Annotated in this window: 13 protein-coding genes; 1 reads left to right on the top strand and 12 read right to left on the bottom strand. The window is 68.4% G+C overall.

Translation table 11 applies throughout. From position 1 onward, the window contains the following. Positions 1 to 4 precede the first annotated feature (4 nt). The 7 genes from BCEP18194_RS26225 to BCEP18194_RS38830 all read right to left on the bottom strand — a co-directional run bounded on the left by BCEP18194_RS26225 (position 5) and on the right by BCEP18194_RS38830 (position 9,392). On the bottom strand, positions 5 to 427 hold the full coding sequence (locus BCEP18194_RS26225) for an ExbD/TolR family protein (protein ID WP_011354297.1): 423 nt from the start codon (positions 425 to 427) through the stop codon (positions 5 to 7). Between the two features lie 13 nt (positions 428 to 440). Next, entirely contained in the window at positions 441 to 1,364 is a 924-nt protein-coding gene (locus tag BCEP18194_RS26220; protein WP_011354296.1) for a MotA/TolQ/ExbB proton channel family protein, read from the bottom strand. A 69-nt stretch (positions 1,365 to 1,433) separates the two neighbouring features. Further along, positions 1,434 to 2,111: an energy transducer TonB gene (locus tag BCEP18194_RS26215; protein ID WP_011354295.1), complete on the bottom strand. Its 678-nt coding sequence runs from the start codon at positions 2,109 to 2,111 to the stop codon at positions 1,434 to 1,436. Positions 2,112 to 2,136: 25 nt separating this feature from the next. Continuing rightward, a complete protein-coding gene (locus BCEP18194_RS26210; RefSeq protein ID WP_011354294.1) occupies positions 2,137 to 4,470 on the bottom strand; it encodes a TonB-dependent receptor in 2,334 nt (777 codons plus the stop codon). 324 nt (positions 4,471 to 4,794) lie between these two features. Beyond that, positions 4,795 to 6,111 (bottom strand): MFS transporter, encoded by a 1,317-nt coding sequence (locus tag BCEP18194_RS26205; RefSeq protein ID WP_011354293.1) that lies wholly within the window; start codon positions 6,109 to 6,111, stop codon positions 4,795 to 4,797. Between the two features lie 173 nt (positions 6,112 to 6,284). Continuing rightward, complete coding sequence (locus tag BCEP18194_RS26200; RefSeq protein ID WP_011354292.1) at positions 6,285 to 7,760, bottom strand: M81 family metallopeptidase; 1,476 nt, start codon at positions 7,758 to 7,760, stop codon at positions 6,285 to 6,287. A 186-nt stretch (positions 7,761 to 7,946) separates the two neighbouring features. Beyond that, on the bottom strand, positions 7,947 to 9,392 hold the full coding sequence (locus tag BCEP18194_RS38830; protein WP_050781614.1) for a serine hydrolase domain-containing protein: 1,446 nt from the start codon (positions 9,390 to 9,392) through the stop codon (positions 7,947 to 7,949). 350 nt (positions 9,393 to 9,742) lie between these two features. On the opposite strand from BCEP18194_RS38830, the gene BCEP18194_RS38825 reads away from it, so the two are divergent. Continuing rightward, positions 9,743 to 10,921, top strand: a complete 1,179-nt coding sequence (locus BCEP18194_RS38825; RefSeq protein WP_011354290.1) for an alpha/beta fold hydrolase — start codon at positions 9,743 to 9,745, stop codon at positions 10,919 to 10,921. A 15-nt stretch (positions 10,922 to 10,936) separates the two neighbouring features. Here the strand turns inward: BCEP18194_RS38825 and BCEP18194_RS38820 are convergent, their stop codons facing one another. From BCEP18194_RS38820 to BCEP18194_RS26165, 5 genes are all read right to left on the bottom strand, one after another. After that, the gene (locus BCEP18194_RS38820; RefSeq protein WP_011354289.1) at positions 10,937 to 12,010 is read right to left on the bottom strand and encodes a helix-turn-helix transcriptional regulator; all 1,074 of its coding nucleotides are present in this window, start codon (positions 12,008 to 12,010) and stop codon (positions 10,937 to 10,939) included. A gap of 208 nt (positions 12,011 to 12,218) precedes the next feature. After that, on the bottom strand, positions 12,219 to 13,463 hold the full coding sequence (locus tag BCEP18194_RS26180) for a RhtX/FptX family siderophore transporter (RefSeq protein WP_011354288.1): 1,245 nt from the start codon (positions 13,461 to 13,463) through the stop codon (positions 12,219 to 12,221). A gap of 22 nt (positions 13,464 to 13,485) precedes the next feature. Next, positions 13,486 to 14,997, bottom strand: coding sequence for a PepSY-associated TM helix domain-containing protein (locus tag BCEP18194_RS26175; protein WP_011354287.1), 1,512 nt, complete (start codon positions 14,995 to 14,997; stop codon positions 13,486 to 13,488). Between the two features lies 1 nt (position 14,998). Beyond that, the gene (locus BCEP18194_RS26170; protein ID WP_011354286.1) at positions 14,999 to 15,262 is read right to left on the bottom strand and encodes a hypothetical protein; all 264 of its coding nucleotides are present in this window, start codon (positions 15,260 to 15,262) and stop codon (positions 14,999 to 15,001) included. Next, positions 15,262 to 17,499: a TonB-dependent siderophore receptor gene (locus BCEP18194_RS26165; RefSeq protein WP_011354285.1), complete on the bottom strand. Its 2,238-nt coding sequence runs from the start codon at positions 17,497 to 17,499 to the stop codon at positions 15,262 to 15,264. Before BCEP18194_RS26165 ends, BCEP18194_RS26170 begins: the two co-directional genes overlap by 1 nt. Positions 17,500 to 17,595: the final 96 nt, after the last annotated feature.

Genomic DNA, 17,595 nt, shown 5'->3' with positions numbered 1-17,595 from the left:
TCTCCTAGCTGCCGCGCGCGGGCGGCTCCGTGATGAACGACACCTTCTCGATACCCGCCCGTTCGCACGCCACAATCACGCGCCCGACGAATTCATAGCGCGTGCTTTCGTCGCCGCGCACATGCACGTCCGGCTGCGGCGTCTGCCCCGCCACGCCCTTCAGGCGCGCGAGCAGCGTCGGCGCATCGACCGGCATCGCGTTCCAGAAGAACGCGCCGTGACGATCGACCGCAATTTCGATGCTCGCGGGCTTGCTCTGCAACGGTTGTACGGTTTCCTTCGGCAGATCCACCGGAATCGTGTGCGTCACCACCGGAATCGTGATCAGAAAAATGATGAGCAATACCAACATCACGTCGACGAGCGGCGTCGTGTTGATCTGCGCGATGACCTCGTCGTCATCGTCCTGACGGACACTGATGCCCATGACCGCCTCCCGCTCAGTCGACCAGCGACGGCACGCGCGCACCGTTGCGCTCGGGCCGTTTGCCGCTAGCCAGCACCACGACGTGAAGCTGCGCGCCGAATGCACGCACCCGCTCCATCACGGCCTTGTTACGACGCACCAGGAAGTTGTAGCCGAGCACGGCGGGTACCGCCACCGCCAGGCCGATCGCCGTCATGATGAGCGCCTCGCCCACCGGCCCCGCGACCTTGTCGATCGATGCCTGGCCCGCGACGCCGATCGCGGTCAGCGCATGGTAGATGCCCCACACCGTGCCGAACAGGCCGACGAACGGCGCAGTCGACCCCACCGTGCCGAGAAACGCGAGGCCGTCCTGCAGGCGGTTCGACACGTTGGTCACCGCCCGCTCGACCGACGTGTCGATCCACGTATTGCGGTCGACGGCTTCGAGCAGCACCTCGTCGTGATGCGCACCGGCCTCGATCGCCGTCTCGGCAATGAAGCGGAACGGCGACGACGCATCGAGTTGCTGCACGCCCTCCACCAGTGACGGCGCGGTCCAGAGCTGCGCGTCCGCCCGCGTCGCACGCCGGTTCGCGCGATACTGCTCGAAGAACTTCGTCACCATGATGTACCAGCTGCCCATCGACATCACGACCAGCAGGATCAGCACGAAACGCGCAACGAAGTCGCCGCCGCGCCACAACGCATCGAGACCGTAGGGATTGATTGCGGCGTTCGATGTTGCGTTCGATATGGCGTTCGATGCGACGGGCGCCGCCTGCGGTGCGGCACCGGCGACGGCCGACGCTGCCGGCGTCACGCCGACCGCGCTCGCGACCGGTGCGGCCACCGTGCCTGTCTCCGCCCGCGCGTCCTGCGGCGCGACGAGAATCCCTGCCGTGCCACCGGCAATCATCATGCTGGCCGCGAAAGCGGCGATTACTTGCTTCGTCATGTCTGCTCCATTGATCGATCTGATTAGGCATCCGGCACGCAAGCGGCCGGTTTTCTGGCGGCGCACCGCTCAGTTCAGGTTGAACGAGAACGGCACCTGCACGCGCACCGCCTGCCCCTGCGAAATACAGCTGAATCGCCTCACCGCCGCGAGCGCGGCCCGATCGAGGATCGGGTCGGCGGACTGCGCGATGCGTTCGCCCGACACGCGACCGTCGACATCGACGACGAACTCCACCAGCACGTTGCCGACGATGTTGTTTTCCAGTGCTTCACGCGGATAGCGCAGCGACGCGCGCACCTGCTCCGAGTTCGGGCATACGACGCCCACTTCGTGGCTCGGCGCCGCGGGTGCCGCCGGTGCGGCCGGTGCCGGCGCGGAGACCACGGGTGCGCTCGTGTGCGCCAGCGTCGACTGCGACGACGCCTGAACCGGCACCTCCGGCGGCGGCACGAACATCCGTGCCGGCGGCGCAACCTTCGACGGCAACGCCTTCACGATCGGCTTCGGCGGTGGCGGAGGGGGCGGCGGCGGCTTGACCGGCTCGATGATTCGCACGTCGACCGGATGCTGGACGATCTGCGTCACGCGATTGGCGAGACCGTTCAACAGCGCGTAGATCAGCGCCGCATGCAGCAGCAGGACGGCCGCGATACCGCCGTAGCGGCGCACGGGATGGCGGCTGGCTTGCCGGAACGGGCGCGGTTGTCCGGCAAGCGTGCGGGCCGGGGCGGAATGCGCAAACATGGAAGCTCCTCGAATCGTCCGCGCGTCAGAACGGCGCGCTCAGTTGCACACCGATCGTGCGTGGCTGGATCACCGATGCCCAGACGTTGCCGCCCAGCGGCACATAGCTCGTATTGGCGGACAGCAGCCCTTCGCGGTTGAACAGGTTCCTGACGAAGAACGACAGGCTCGCGTACCGCAGGTCCACGCCAAACTGGAGATCCGTCACCGCATAGGCTGGCAGGATGAAATCGGGCGAGCCCGTGGCGCCCGCGAAGCTCGCATGACGCTCGCCCACGAAGCGCTCGGCGGCACTGGCCGTGGCCGACCACGGGCCGAGCGGAAAACGCCAGCTCGCGCCCACGGATGCCGCGAACTTCGCCGTGTTCGGCAACCGGTCGCCCGCGCGCGCGCCGACGCTCGGCGCCCCTTTCGTCAGGTACGCGTCGATCGCGGCGAGCGACGCGTTGAACGACAGCGCCGACGTCGGCCGCACCACGCCCGATGCCTCGAGGCCCTTGATCCGCGCATTGCCCGCGTTGACGAGCTGCGCGACGCCGTCCACCGCGCCGTATTGCTGGATGTCGTGCCATTCGATGTCGTACGCCGACAGCGCGACCGAGACGCGGTTGTCGAGCAGATCCGCCTTGTAGCCGATCTCGTAGTTCCACAGCGTGTCGGGCTTGTAGGTGGGATTGCCGGCGATCAGTTGCCCCGTCACCGCGCTGACCGCCATGCTGTTGGGGCCGCCCGGACGATAGCCGCTCGCGACGCGCGCATAGACGTTGCTTTTCGGCGTGAGCTTGTAGCTGGCCGTGAACATGTACGTCTTGCTCGTATCCGACGACGCGCCCGGCGCGGACAGCGGCGTCGGCACGAGCAGGCCCGACGTCTCCTGCCGGTAGTCCTGGCTGTTGTGCGCGATGCGCATGCCGGCCGTCAGCGCGATGCGCGACGTGGGGTTGTAGGTGACGTCGCCGTAGGCCGCGAACTCCTGGTAGCTGCCCGTATAGCCGAGCTTCTCCAGATCGCCGAGCGAGCGGCCGCCCGCCGTCGCGCGATACGCCTGCAACGTGGTGCTGTGCTCATGGTCGTAGTAGAGCCCCGCGACCCACTCCAGCGTGCGGTTGCCGGGCGAAGTCAGCCGCAGCTCCTGCGTCACCTTGTTGGTGCCGACGCTGGAATTCGGCGTGACGGTGCTGACGTCGAGGCCGCCCGCCGCAAGAATCGGCGCATAGAACGGCGTGAAATCGAGCGTCGTGGACGTGCGCAGCGACTGGTACGCGGAAATCGCATTGAGACGTGCCCAGCCGAAATCGTATTCGGCATTCGCCGTGTAGAACTGATTGCTCTGGTGATACGGTTCCGGCGCATCCTGCAATTTGGTCAGCGCGCCGTACGCGGGCCGACCGTCCATCCCGTAGTCGACGTAGTTCTGGCCGTTGCTGTTGATGTTCTGAAGCGTGGCCGTGAAACGGAACGTGAGCTTGCGGGTCGGCGTCACGAGCAGCGACGCACGCACGCCGGTGGTGTCGCTCCGGTTGATGCGCGTGCCGGCGGCCGCGCCGGTCGCATCGACGTAACCCCCGTCGTGGTTGTTGAAGGCGGCGATGCGCAGTGCGGCGACGTCGGATTTCAGCGGCACGTTCAGCACGACATTGGTCGTGTTGTTGAGGCCGCCATGCCAGGTCGACGAAAAACTCGTTCCGACGGTGCCGAAGAAGCTCTCGGTATCCGGCTGGTTGGTCACGTATTTCAGCAAGCCGCCCATCGCGCCCGCGCCATACAGCGTCCCCTGCGGCCCGAACAGGATCTCGATGTGATTCAGGTCGAGCAGCCCCATGTCCAGCGCCAGCGCGGCGCCGCCGCCCGACACGGTATTCGAGCCGAGCGGCGTATCGTCGACATACACGCCCACGGTCGGCCCGACGTCCTTGCCGGCCGTCACGCCGCGCATCGAGATCGTGCCCTGGCCGGGGCCGCCGCCGCTGTCGAAGCCGACGCCCGGCTGCGTCGACAGGTAGTCGCTCAGCTTCGTGGCGCCCGACTTCTGCAGCGCATCGCTCGACAGCGTGTCGACCTTCATCGGCACTTCGCGCGCAGGCTCGCGACGCCGGTTGGCCGTCACCTCGACGGAGTTGAGCGTGATCGCCGCGCCGCTGGCGCGACCTTTGGCGCTGCCCTGCCGGTCACGATCCGCACCGGGCGCCGCGCCCTCGGCGGCGACGGCGGGCGGCGACGTAACGGCACCGGGCTGTGCGGGCTCGGCCTGCGCGCACGCGTCCGATGCGGCGAGAAACATCCGCATCACGGTTACGGCAACCAGCGTCCGCCTGAAAATCGTCGATTCCGCTACGACTCCGCCCTTCTTGCTTGCCATCTGCGACTCCCCTTGTCTGTCTGAACGTAAGCGGACGTGTCCGTCTTCCGCTGCAGTCCTGCATACGGACCGCCCGCTCGAATGACTCCAAGGTAAGCAGCCAAATCGGCCGCTGCTTTTGCGAAACGCCGAAAAACATTGGCTACCGTCCTCGACTGCCGGCGCGCGGCAAACCGCGCGCAACGAACCGTGGACACGTGCAACGCGCCGCCGGACGACGCGGCAATCAGAACGGGATGCGGGAGAAAGTTAACGACGCGCGCCTTCCGTGCGTGCGTTCGCACGGAAGGCGCGTCAATGGCAGGAGAACTGCGTGCGGCGACGTTAAAGCGCCTGCGCGCCGACTTCGCAGGGCGGTTCGAATCGTGTGCGGAAGGTACGCAACACGAGACCCAGCAGGATCACGCTGAAGACAGCGGCCGGCACGCCGAGCCAGACGATCCCTTTGATCAATGCGTACGGCGTGCCGTCGAGGGCATCGGAGATCGCGCCGACGGATGGCACGGACATCGCCTGAAACGCGTACGTGACGAGCGACGACGTGCCGACGACGCGCCCGCGCAAATGCGGCGGCGCGATGTCCTGCAACAGCGTCGGCGTCAGTGCCGCGCCGGCGATATAGGCGGCGATGATGCCGATCATGCAGGCGAGCAGCATCGCCGTGCTCGTCGCGAACGACATCGTCAGCAACAACAGCGCGGCCAGCAGCGCCATCGCGCAACCGATCACGACCGGCAGCAGCCGTCCCCAGCGCGCGCGCAGGCATCGCACGGCCAGCACGCTCACCAGCAAGCCGAGTGCCGATCCACCGCCCACCGCGATGCCGCTGTACAGCCCCGACCGGGCGACGTCGACGTGAAAATCGCGGATCAGCGACACCGGCGCCCAGCCCAGGATCGCGCCCACGTAGAAGGCCGCCATCGCATAGCCGACGACCAGGCACGTCAGCATCCGTCCCGAGCGCCGCCAGTAATGCGCAAGCGTCTCCTGCGCGCGTGCGTGCGCGTCGGCCGTGCCGCCGCGCGGTGGATGGCCGACCAGTGCGAACAAGCCCGCGACGACCGGCCCGGGGATCGCGACGAGCAGGAACGCGAGCCGCCAGGGTTCGATCGACAGCGTGTGTGCGAGCGGCGCGGCCACGCTGAAGATCGCGCCGGCACCCGCGATCCCGAGCCCGGCGCCGAACAGCGCAACCGCGAAGAAGATCGTGTTCGCCGCCGTGCGCAGTGAAGGCGGAAACAGGTCCGGCAACATGCTGTAGACGACCGGCCCGAGCCCCGCCTCGCCCACCGCGAGCGTGAGCGTGCAGAGGAACAGCATCCAGCCCTGCGTGACGAGGCCGCAGAGCGCCGTCCCCGCGCTCCACACCAGCACGCAGGCGACGAGCAGCCAGCGCCGGTCGACCCGGTCCGTGAGCCAGCCGAGCAGCGGCGACGCCAACGCGCCGAACAGGATCGGGCCGAAGCCGACGATCGCGCCCAGGCTGGTATCGCTGAGCTGGAGGTCGCGCTTGAGCGGCTCGACGGCGAGCGTCAGCATCTGACGGTCGGTGATGCCGAGTATCGCGGCCAGCGCGAGCACGGCCAGCGCGAACCACGCGCGTGACAACGACGGCGATCGACCGGTTATTTCATTACGCACGCTGCGCCTCCTGCGCTGACGATCCTGTCTGCCCCGGCCGACGCCGGGCTCATTCCCGGCCGGTCGCGAGAGCCGGCCTGCAGACGATAGCCGCTCGACGGCGGCGAAACTTTCGCGGACGGCCGAAAGTATTCGGCTGGCGTCCGCGCGACTGCCCGACGATGCGGGCCGGGTCAGACCGCGATTTCGTCGAACGGCCACATCGGGCGTGTCAGGCGTGCGTAATCGTCGACCCTGAAATCGAGGCTCAGCGAACCCGGCGTGTCGCAGTAATAGATCGCGCGCGCCAACGGGCCGAACAGCGCCTGGAAATGCTGCGTCGACTTCACCACGACGGCCCGGCAACGGCGCAGGTCAACGCCGAGATCGAAGAAGCAGCTCGGGCTGTAGGTCTGCTGCCGGACGGAGTTGACGACCACCCGCACGCCGTCGATCTCCAGCACGGCGGAAAGGCCCAGGCCGGGCCCGGGAAACTTGAACATGTCGTCGTGTTGCGCCAGCCCCGTTTCGACCGCGAGGACCCGGGCGACCACATCGAGCGGGCGCCCCGCGCGCGGGCCGCTCTTGCCGCCGAGGCGCAGTTCGATCGTCGCGCCCACGCCGGCATCGCGCGCGAACACCGCCGCGACGGGATCCCAGATCATGCCGATCGCCACATCGCGCAGGCCCCGCTCGAGGACAGCCTCGAGGATGAAGGTGGAATCGGAGCCGGCGCCGCCGCCCGGGTTGTCGGCCGTGTCGGCAATCACGAACGGCAGGCCCGACGCGTCGGGCGGCGTCGCTTCGATCTCGTCGAGAATGCGTGCGATCGGCAGGCGCAGTGCATGCGTCTCGTCGCGTACGGCCACGAAGCCGCGCGCCAGTTCGCGGGCATGCGCGCGGGCCGTGCCGGATTCGCCGTCGCTCACCACCAGCACCCCGGCGCCGGTATCCGGAAAGTCGGACCACGGGAATCCGTGGATCAGCGACACCGACAGGACCCCGTCGCGCCCTTCCCGATCCATTGCATCCTGGTTGAGTCGCGCCATGCGCGGTTCGGTCGTGAAGAACATGCCGAGCATCGGCACGCGTTCGAAGTGCATCGTCGGCCGGATTTCGCCACGCGCGGTGCGTTCGGCGAGATCGATCAGGTCGACCGCCCGTTCGTCGAAGTCGGTGTGCGGATAGTGCTTGCACGCCAGCAGGATGTCGCAATGATCGAGCATCGCACGCGTGACGTTGGCATGCAGGTCCAGCTCGACACCGATCACGACGTCGGGGCCGACGAGCGCACGCGTCTTCGCCAGCAGATCGCCCTCGCAATCGTCGTAGCCCTGCGCCATCTGCGCGCCGTGCAACAGATACAGCACGATGTCGACCGGCTGCGCGGCGCGCAACCCGTCCAGGATCTCGTCGCGCAGCGTTTCATAGTCCTGCTTCGAGCACGGCGCGCCCGGTTCGGCGAACGCGAAGATCGAGGCGCTCACCTCGTGGCCACGTGCGTGCGCCTCGCGCACGAACGTGCCGTAGCCGACGAGTTCGTCCGCCTGCCCGTCGGGCACGCCGCCGGCCGGCCGGTACAGCGTGCGTTCCTTGAACGAGTGCAGGCTGGTTGGAATCGGGGAAAAGGAATTGGTCTCGTGCGCAAGCGCCGCAACGAAGATACGCATGGTCACTCCTGCTCGGGTTTGAAATATCGGTCGACAACACGCGCCCGGACGGGCGCGTGGATTTCGTGGTCGCATCGATGCCTGCTGGCCAGCCGTCGATACGATTTGCATGACGAAATAATTTAATTCCACCGGATCTATCGGCTTGCGCGTGTCGCAGTGGAACGGTATTCGCCCGCGGGCGCGTCAGTCCTCGCGGCGCAGATAGCGCAGGCGCGTATGCACGCCGTGCGGCCAGTCGCCGTCACCGCGGAAGGACACCAGCGCCAGCCGTCCGTTGATGCCGCACAGCTGCGCATCGGAGGTGCCTGGCGGCGCGAACAGGTCGTCGGCCAGCGGCTCGAGTTCGAGCACGTAGGTCGAGCCGCCGTCGAACGCATAGCGGGTCTCGCCGTCGCCCGTTTCCACGCCACCGCTCGGCCACAGCATGGCCCGCCGGCTATCGGCGTCCATCTCGGTCCAGTACGCTTCGACCGACAGCCGCTCGTTTCCCGCCACCGATGCGAGGCGCATCGGATAGTGCCGATAGCCGCCGGCATAGCGGGACACCGGCCGGCTCGACGCGGCCCGCTGAAACGGCATCACGGCCTCGTGCCCGAGATGCGCGAGCGTCGCGAGCAATACCTGGTCGTGCAGCGCGCTGGCGCCCGGGCCCGTGCCGGCGGTAAATATCACGAGATCCAGCTCGGGGCAGACCGCGAAGCTCGACGTGGTGCCATACGTCGTGCCGCCGTGCCAGTACACGGTCACGCCGCTCACCGGCACCTTCCACCAGCCGACGCAGATCGGCGGAACGCACGGGCGCCCTGCATCGAAGGTCACGGCCTGCATCGCCGCGACCGTCTCCGGCGCGAGGACCTGCGTGCCGTCGATCGAGCCGCCCGCCAGATGCATGCGCCCGTACGCGAGCATGTCCCGCACCGTGGAAATGGGCGTCGACCCGGCGCCCGCCAGCGACGGCGGCAACAGATACGCACGCGTGGCCTGCAGCCCGCCGCCCGTCGCGTTCGCGAACACGCCCACCGCATGACGATGCAGGATCGCCTGCTCGGCCGACGTGCACGATTCGTTCATTCCGCATGGGCGAAACAGCGTTTCTTCGAGCACCTGGTTGTACGGCTTGCCGGCGAGCACCTCGATCAGCCGCGCGGCAACCACGAAGCCGGCGTTCGAATAGTGGATCGTCTCGCCCGGCTCGAACAGTGCCCCGAAGCCGGCCAGCCGCTCCACGAAATCGCGGGTCGCGCCCGGGCCGGCTTCGGCCATCGGGCTGAAACTGTCGGCATCGATGCCGTTCGTGTGATTGAGCAGATGCCGCACGCACAGGCGTTGCGCGTGCGCCGGATCGGCCAGCGTAAACGACGGCAGATGCGCGACCACGGGATCGTCGAGGCCGATACGCCCCGCCTCGACGTAACGCATCAGCAGGTGCGACGTCATCACTTTGGTAACCGAACCGATCTGCAAGCGCGTATCGACGGTCATCTCCGCGCCCGTGTTCAGGTTCGCGATGCCGCGCGCCAGTTCGATCTGTTCGCCCCGGTGCCAGACGCCGGCGACATAACCGGCCGTGGCCTGACCGGTCACGGCGTTCGCAAGCAGGTCGTCTAGCTGGTGCTTCAGGATTTGCATAGCCGGATTCCATGGTAAGAAAATGGGCGTCGCCGGGCGCCGCGACAACAATGGCGGCCGGCACGCATGTCGCCAATGTAACGACGTTCCGCCCGACATCCTTTTGCCAGCGGCCGGAATGCTTTTGCGTGCGACTGTCGCTCGCATGCCCGACACGCACCACCGATACCGGCCACCCACGCCGAATGCACGCCGCGTCGGGATGCACGAAAGCGCGGAGGCGCGCGACAGTTCCCCGGCGGGCAGCGAAAGCGCACCAACGATGCGTCGGGTATGGTGTGAAGTCCATCGGACGGCTCGCCATCCTGCGTCGCCGTTTCTTCATGTACTGGCGGAATCGGGGAATTCCAATGTTCAAATGGCTTCCGGCCTTCCTGAGCCGCGACTGGGCGGGCCTGCCCATCGCGTTCGCGATCGGCGTCGCGGGCGGCGGGTTCGTCCGCACCGGCCTGCCCGTGTCGGGCGGCATACTGATCGTCGCCGGCATCGCGCTCGCGGCCGGCTCGCTCCATCACCTCGCGTTCCTGGCCCGCGTGCGCCGGGCCTGCCCGCCGCCGGGCACGCTCGTGGATGTCGGCGGCCATCGCATCCACATCCTCGCGGAAGGCCGTGCGGACGACCTGCCGCCGATCGTCTGGATGTCGGGCGCGCACATGGGCGGCCTCGTCCTCCATCATCTGCATCTGGCCTGTCGCGACACCACACGCTCGATCCTGATCGACCGGCCCGGCAGCGGCTGGAGCGACGCCGGCCCCTATCCGCGCTCGACCGCGCGCGAGGCGGAAGAAGTGGTCGAAGCATTGCACCGTGCAGGCGAACACGGGCCGTTCGTGTTCGTCGGCCATTCGTTCGGCGGCCTGCTCGTCGCCAACCTCGTGCGCCGCCATCCGCATCTCGCCTGCGGCCTCGTCCTGCTCGATGCGACCCATCCCGACTTCTTCAACTACGCGCCGCCATGCCTGCGCCCCACCGCCATGACGGTAGCCGGCAACCTGAGCGGCGTGCTGCATCTGTTCGGTATCCACATCGATCTCGTCGACGTGCTGGGCCGCCGTCAGCCCGCCGTCAAGCGGTTGCTCGACCTCGTCGAAAGCCAGCTCCCCGAGGCGCTGGCACTGGGCGCCATGCGCATCGAGATGCATGCGCGTGCCGGGTTCAGCGCCGCGTCCAGCCTCGCCGAACTGGGTGTCGCGCGCAGCGCGCACGCGGGCTTCGACACGCTGGTTCACGACGGCGAACTCGGCGACCTGCCGGTGTTCGTCGTCACCCCGCGCGACGCATCGGAGATGCGGCCCGAGCAGGCCACCGAGAGAGACAAGCTGTATCGCCGCATGGGCGTGGACGAAGCCGGCTTCGAGCGCTATCTCGCGCTGATGAGCGCGTCGCGCGGCCGCTATGTGTCGACGTCGTCGCGAAGCGAACTGATCCACGCGCCGGCGGGCGACGGACACAATTTCCCGTACGAATCGCCGGATTTCGTGGTGCAGGTGGTTGGCCGCATGCTGCGCATGCGCGCGTGCGTCGCCTGACGCGCGCACCCACGCTCAATCGACGGTCGGCACGCGGTCGGCCATGACCGCCCCGCCACGCGCACGCAACTCGCGCGGCGACATGCCGAAGCGTTTCTGGATGGCGACGGAGAAGCTGCTCGGATGGTTGTAGCCCACCGCGTACGCAACGTCGGTGACCGGCACACCCGGCTCGCGCAGGAGCCGCAGCGCCTGCTGCATGCGCAGTTCGTGCGCGTATTCGTGCACGCTCTTGCCGAGCAGCGTGCGAAATCCCGCGCACAGGCTGCTACGGCTCAGCCCGACCTGGCGCGACAGCACATCGAGCGAAGGCGGTGCCGCGAAATGCTCCTCCAGCACCGACTGCGCTTTCGACACCGCACGCCGCGTCATGCGGCTCACTTCGCCGTGGCCGGCTTCGTCGCCGGCGTGGCGCGTGGCATCGGATACCGAATCGATCGCGCGCGCCACGATCTCGAGGCTGCGCCCGTGCAGATAGATCGACCGGCTGCGGCCGTCGAGCGAGCAGTCGCCGATGTCCCGCAGGCATTCGAACATCGCGGGTGAAATCGGCCCCGCATGCATGAACGATTCCGTCAGCGTGCCCTCGACGAAATGTCGCAACGGCAGCGGCAGCGCCTCTTCCGCGCCGGCATAAAGCGCGCTGAGCGCACTGCGGTGCAGGCAAATGCTCGTCACCTGATGATGACCTCGCTCGGTCACGTCGCCCGCCGGCATGCCATCGGGCTCGGCGACCAGCACCATCGACGGGCCGTCGAGGCTGATCTCGCGCCCGCCCACCGCATACGACGCCGCTCCGCCACGACCGACGCGGATGCGCAATGTGTTCTGTCCGCGCGTGCGTCGCCGCACCACGCCCGCGAAGCTGACGTCGACGGAAGTCATCCAGAAAGCCGGCGATTGCGCGTGGAATTCGGTCTGGCCGTCCGCATAGGCGTTCGCGTATTCGACGCGATAGTGATGCCCGTTGCCGATCTGGCGGATCACCGTGGACGGGAAATCCGGCACCGACGGATTCGCGGGCGGCACGGCCAGTTCGCGACTCAGCGAATCGTAATCGAGGTACGGGGAATAGAGGTTCTGCAACATCGGCGCGGGACTCCGGTGGCTGCCCGCGTCCGGCCCGGAAGCGGGGCGCGATTCTCACGATCGCGGCAACGCTTCCTTATATCAAGCCGGAAATACGACGCAAAGAACATGTTTACCCCCGCATCCGGCCGCTGCCGTCAGGTCCGCCGATGCGGCAGGCCGAGTCGATGCGCGATGCCGACACCCGTCATGCAGCGTCAACGTGCCGCTACGCAAGCACGTCGCCCGCCACCCCGCGCTGCGCCGCCTCCCGCCGCCGCAACCGCATCGCGATCAACGCGGCCAGCACCGCCAGCGCCACACCGGCCAGGAACCCGCCCGTATATCCCACCTTCGCGGTGAGCGACAAAATCGTCGACGACGCGATCAGCTCGCCGAGATCGCGCGTGCTCTGCACGGCCGTCACGTCGGTGCCGGCCTGGTCGCTGCCGCCCGCGAAGCGCATGCCGGCCGTCATGATCGACACCGACGTGATCCCGGTCGCCAGTGAGCCGAGTACCGTGCACAGCCATGCCCACGACGACGACACCGGCAGCCACCCGCTCGCCTGTGCGAACCACAGCAGCGCGGCCGCGCCCGCACAGCTCACGCCGGCCGTAAACGCAGGCCACAACCCGAGCCGCCGGACGAGCCACGCGCCGCCGCCGCAACCGAGCACGACCGTCACGATGCCACCGGCCATCCCGAGTTTCCCGATCGCGTCGAGCGTCCAGCCCGCGTCGTTGAGAAACAGCTTTGACAAGCCGAAGCCCGATACGGCCGTCATCGCCGACAGCAGCGCGAGCGACAGCAGCGACCACGAGCGCGGCCGCTTCGCGAAGCGCACGAGGCTCGCATTGTGGTCGGCTTGCACGCGTGCGCGGTCCGCATCGCTCGGCAGCACCCACAGCACGCACGCCAGGCTCGCGAGCGGCACGGCGGCCAGCGCGAGAAACGCGGCGCGCTGGCCGAACAGGCCGATCAGCGTCAACGTGCCGGCGCCGCCGCCGAAGAAGCCGATCATCACGCCCGCGATCTGGATCGCGTTGATCTTCGCGAGCGTGTCGCCGCTGAAGTGCTCGGCGGCCATCCCGTCGTTCGCGATGTCCTGCGTCGCGCTCGCGAGCGACGCGACGGCCAGCAGGCCGACCGCCCACCCGGCCGTCGCGACCGTCATGCCGATCTGCGCGAGGCTGCCGAGGCACAGCACGACGAGCGTCTGCATCGGCAGCATCCAGCTGCGCCGCCGGCCGATGCGCGGCGACCAGCGGTTGTCGACGACGGGCGCCCACAGGAATTTCACGACCCACGGCAAACCGACGAGCGGCAGGAACGCCAGTGCGTGAAGCGGCGCGCCGTCGTGGCGCAGCAGGGTCGGCATCGCGTCCATCGCAATGCCGATCGGGATTCCCTGTGACAGGTAAAGCAGCGTGATCGTAATGACCAGGCGGCGATGTTCGAGCAGATCGCGCATCGAAGTCTCCAGTTGCATGACATTAAAAAGGTTCGGCGCCGGCCGGTACGCGCGCGGGCCGCATCGCATCACGGCGTGGACGACGCGCGGCACGCAGCAGCAACGCGCCGAATGCGACGAGTGCCGCGTCGATCGGCCAGTACACGGGCTCGCCCGCGCCGAGCAGCGCGATCGCGCAGTGCGTCACGCCGGCCAGCCCGTACGCGGCGCCGGCCGCGCCCATCAGCCTGCGTAGCCACGCCGCGCGATCGGCCACGCAGGCCGCGAGCGCGACCGTGCCGCCCCATACGGCCCAGAACAGCATCGCGAGCACATGGTCGACGTGCACGCCATCGGGCAACGCACGCCCTGCGAGCAGCAGCACGCCACCCGCGAGCACAAGCCCGCCGCAGGTGCCGACGGCGATCGCGGCCAGCACGTTCGCGGCGCGATCCTGCTGCGCGCGCCGCCGCTCGATCCACAGATGCAGCCCCGTCGCGCACAGCGCGCACGCGGCGAGCCCCATCAGGAAATGCACGACGCGCAGCACGCCACCCATCGCCCCCACCCAGCCGTACTGCGCGAAGTGCAGCGGCTGCACCGCGATGAACGCGCGCAGCCAGAAACCGCGGCCGCGCGACGTGGCATCCGCGAGCCATTGCCCGTCCGCCGCGCGGTACAGGTGACGCTCGAACACCGCCGTACTCGGCAGGCCGGCCGTCGTGCCGGCAATCTCGACGCGCGCGTTCGCATCGCCCCAGCCATGCAGCACGACCGCTTCGGGCCGGAAATCCGGCATGCGTGCCGCGTCGCGCCGCAACAGCGCATCGAGATCGGGCGCGCGTTGCCACGCGCCACCGGCGGCCGCAGGCGGAGGCCCGCCGAGCAGTTCGGCGAACGCGCGCTGCGGCTGCCCCGGATACGCGACGCCCGCGAGCGACACCGTGCCGAGCGCGCCGAGCCCCGACAACGCGCCGGTGAATGCGAACAGCACGAGCCACGGCGAGCCCCACAGGCCGATCCACGCGTGCAGGTCGAACAGCGCGGCGCGCAACCCTTTGCCGCGCCGGATGCGCGCCGCGTCGGGCCAGCGCCGGTGATGCACGACCACGCCCGCGACGATGAGCACGAGCAGCACGATGCCCCACAGGCTCACGAAGATGCGCCCGGGAAAGCCCGCGAACAGTGTCTTGTGCAGCGTGACGAGCAACGCCGCGCGTCCGCCGTCGGCGAGCCGTTCGCCCGTCGCCGGGTCGAGCGCCAGCGTGCACGCCTGGCGGGCGTCGCAGAAACGGATCGCAGGATCGTCCGGTTGCGGCAGCACGATGCGCGCATCGCGCAGCGAAACGCCGAGCGCCGCCGCGCGCGCGACGAGTTCATTCAGCGGCAGCGACGGCCGCGCGACGGCGATCGACGATGGCCGCCACCAGCCCTGCATCGAATCGGTCGCGAGGCTCCACGTGCCGCTGAACAGCACGACGAACAGCACCACGCCGAACAGCGCACCGGCGCCGCGATGTAGGGCGCGCCAGCGCGAACGCAATGAAGCGTCCATGTCAGCGCCCTCCCCAGAACATCGCGCACGGCACGAGCACCGCGAGCCACGCCCCCGCACGCCACGCGGCCTGCCGCCGCCCGGGCGCGACGAGCACCCACAGCAGCACGGCGACGCCCGCCGCAAGCGACAGCAGCACGGCCGCGTAGAGCCGGTTCAGGCCGTCGGCCGGGTAATGACGGGCGAGCGTGACCGCCAGCGCGACCGCGCCCGGCAGCACGCCGCCGATCGCAAGCGCCGCGCGCGTCCCCCAGCCGCCCGCCATCAGAACTGCCCGCGCACGGTCAGCATCACGTTGCGCGGTTCCCCGTAACGGTTGTTCCAGCCCGGGTTGCTCAGGCTCAGGTAGTACTTGCGGTCGAACAGGTTGTTGACGTTGACCGCCGCGCTCCAGTGCTTGTCGTAGCGGTAGCCGAGCCGCAGGCTCGCGAGCGCGTAGCCGCCCTGGCTCATCGTGACGCCGCCCGCCTGCGCCGAGTAATTGCTCTGCACCTGCACGCCGCCGCCGACGCTCCAGCGCCGTTCCTGCCACGGCAGGTCGTAGTTGGTCCACAGCCGGAACAGGTGACGCGGGTTCAGCAGCGGCGCGAACGACGAGCCCGCGTTCGCGAGGTTGTCCGCGTAGCTCATCGTGTCGTACGTGTAGCTCGCCCACACGCTCCACCACGGCGTGATGCGGCCGTTCGCCTCGAATTCGAAGCCCTGGCTGCGCACGCTGCCGCCGTTCACGTAGTAGCAGTTCGGCCCCGCGCACGGATGCGCGAGATCGACCTGCGGGCTGTTGTCGAGATCGATGCGGAACGCCGCGAGCGACACGTTCAGCTTGCCGCCCGCCAGCTCGCCCTTCACGCCCGTTTCGTAGGTGCGCCCCTTCACCGGCGTCAGGATGCCGCCGCCCCACATCGACTTGGTTTGCGGCTGGAACACTTCCGCATAGCTCGCGTACCACGACCAGTCGCGCGCGAAATCCCAGATCAGCCCGCCGTACGGCGTGAACTGGTGGCCGGTGTTGTAATGCGCACCGAGGCTGTCCTGGTTCCACCAGCTCATGCGGCCACCGAGCACGAGCGTGACGGGTTCCGCGAGCTTGATGCGGCCGAGCCCGTACACGCCCTTCTGCGAAATGTCGTTCTGCTGCGACTGCTGGTACGGACCGACGTCCGGCTCGGGCACGCTGCTCGGGTTCCAGCGGTACACGTTCACCGGCGTGCCGACCACGTTGCCCAGCAGCTGCGCCGTCATCTGCCCGCTGCTGCTGTTCGCGTAGGTCACGCCGAACAACAGGTCGTGCGTGAGGCCGAATGCATGCACCGGGCCCTGCACGTTCGCATCGATGCTGCGGCTGTAACTGCTGAACTGATATGCGCCGCCCGTCAGCGCACCGCCCGCGCCGGTCGCCGGGTTGATCGCGCCGTACGAGCCCGCGTACTTCAGGTCCGAGCGCACGCTCTGGTATTCGCCGCTGACCTTCGCCTTCCAGCCGGCGCCGAGCTTCTGCTCGACCGACGCGAACGCGCGTGTCGTGTCCCAGTCGAAGTGGCCCCACGCGGTGTCGAGGAACGTCGAGCGCGACAGGCCGAGGCTCGAGCCGTCGCGCGCCATCGGCACGCCGGACATGTCGGGTATCGAACGCGTCGTCTGGTATTGCGCGCCGAACGTGAGCAGCGTGTCGCGCGTCACGTCGACTTCCGTGATCCCGTAGATCGAGCGCGTGTCCTGCTTCGCGTGGTCGTAGAAGAAATGGCGATCCTCGTACGCGGCGACGAGCCGGCTGCGCACGGTGCCGGCCGCATTGAGCGGCCCGCCGATGTCGGCTTCCGCGCGATAGCGGTCCCAACTGCCGACGCTCACGCTCGCGTTCGCGGAGAACTGGTACTGCGGCCGCTTGCGCACGAGGTTGACCGTCGCGGCCGGGTTGCCCGAGCCGTGCAGCAGGCCGTTCGCGCCGCGCAGGATTTCCACGCGCTCGTACACGGAGATGTCCTGCGGCGCGCTCGCCATGTCGCCGATCACCACCGGCACGCCGTCGAATTCGAACGAATCGACCTTGAAGCCGCGCACGAAGTACGCGGTAGTGAGCAACACGTAAGGCTGCACGGTCACGCCCGCCGACTGCTGCATCACTTCGTCGAGCGAGAACAGGTTCTGCTGGTCGATCCGCTCACGCGTCGTCACGCTGACCGACTGCGGAATCTCCCGCAACGCCAGCGGCATCTTGCCGACCGTCGCCACCGACGGATCGTCGGCCACGCCACGCGACGCGGTCACCGAAATCGCCTTCAGCTCGCCCGCGGCGGCCTTCACGGCGGTCGCCTCTTCCTTCCGGACTTCCGCGCCGGCTGCCGACGCCGGCACCGGCGCCGTCTCGGCGAACGCCACCGCCGGATGCGCGGCAATCAACAAGCCCAGATACAGCGACGGACGCCAGCGCCCTCGCCCCACACGGGCGACGCGCGCGCCCTTCGTCCTTGATCTCCCAGGTTCCAGCACCTCGTACCGCATTCACGCCCCCGTATTTGATAATCATTCTCATTATCAAATAGAACCGGCGGGCGATTTTTCGATCGAGGGGCTTTTCCTATCGATTCCGGGCACGCC

It is taken from the genome of Burkholderia lata, assembly GCF_000012945.1.
Taxonomy (GTDB): domain Bacteria; phylum Pseudomonadota; class Gammaproteobacteria; order Burkholderiales; family Burkholderiaceae; genus Burkholderia; species Burkholderia lata.
The sequence above is the reverse complement of the archived record's forward strand: the minus strand, read 5'-3'. Positions and strand labels throughout refer to the sequence as shown.

Bases quoted from the DNA above. Each gene is read 5' to 3' on its own strand.
- BCEP18194_RS38830 (WP_050781614.1), bottom strand. From the start codon at position 9,392: ATGCAAATCCTGAAGCACCAGCTAGACGACCTGCTTGCGAACGCCGTG.
- BCEP18194_RS26165 (WP_011354285.1), bottom strand. From the start codon at position 17,499: ATGCGGTACGAGGTGCTGGAACCTGGGAGATCAAGGACGAAGGGCGCG.
- BCEP18194_RS26215 (WP_011354295.1), bottom strand. From the start codon at position 2,111: ATGTTTGCGCATTCCGCCCCGGCCCGCACGCTTGCCGGACAACCGCGC.
- BCEP18194_RS26180 (WP_011354288.1), bottom strand. From the start codon at position 13,463: ATGCGCGATCTGCTCGAACATCGCCGCCTGGTCATTACGATCACGCTG.
- BCEP18194_RS26220 (WP_011354296.1), bottom strand. From the start codon at position 1,364: ATGACGAAGCAAGTAATCGCCGCTTTCGCGGCCAGCATGATGATTGCC.
- BCEP18194_RS26170 (WP_011354286.1), bottom strand. From the start codon at position 15,262: ATGGCGGGCGGCTGGGGGACGCGCGCGGCGCTTGCGATCGGCGGCGTG.
- BCEP18194_RS26200 (WP_011354292.1), bottom strand. From the start codon at position 7,760: ATGCGTATCTTCGTTGCGGCGCTTGCGCACGAGACCAATTCCTTTTCC.
- BCEP18194_RS38820 (WP_011354289.1), bottom strand. From the start codon at position 12,010: ATGTTGCAGAACCTCTATTCCCCGTACCTCGATTACGATTCGCTGAGT.
- BCEP18194_RS26225 (WP_011354297.1), bottom strand. From the start codon at position 427: ATGGGCATCAGTGTCCGTCAGGACGATGACGACGAGGTCATCGCGCAG.
- BCEP18194_RS26175 (WP_011354287.1), bottom strand. From the start codon at position 14,997: ATGGACGCTTCATTGCGTTCGCGCTGGCGCGCCCTACATCGCGGCGCC.
- BCEP18194_RS26210 (WP_011354294.1), bottom strand. From the start codon at position 4,470: ATGGCAAGCAAGAAGGGCGGAGTCGTAGCGGAATCGACGATTTTCAGG.
- BCEP18194_RS38825 (WP_011354290.1), top strand. From the start codon at position 9,743: ATGTTCAAATGGCTTCCGGCCTTCCTGAGCCGCGACTGGGCGGGCCTG.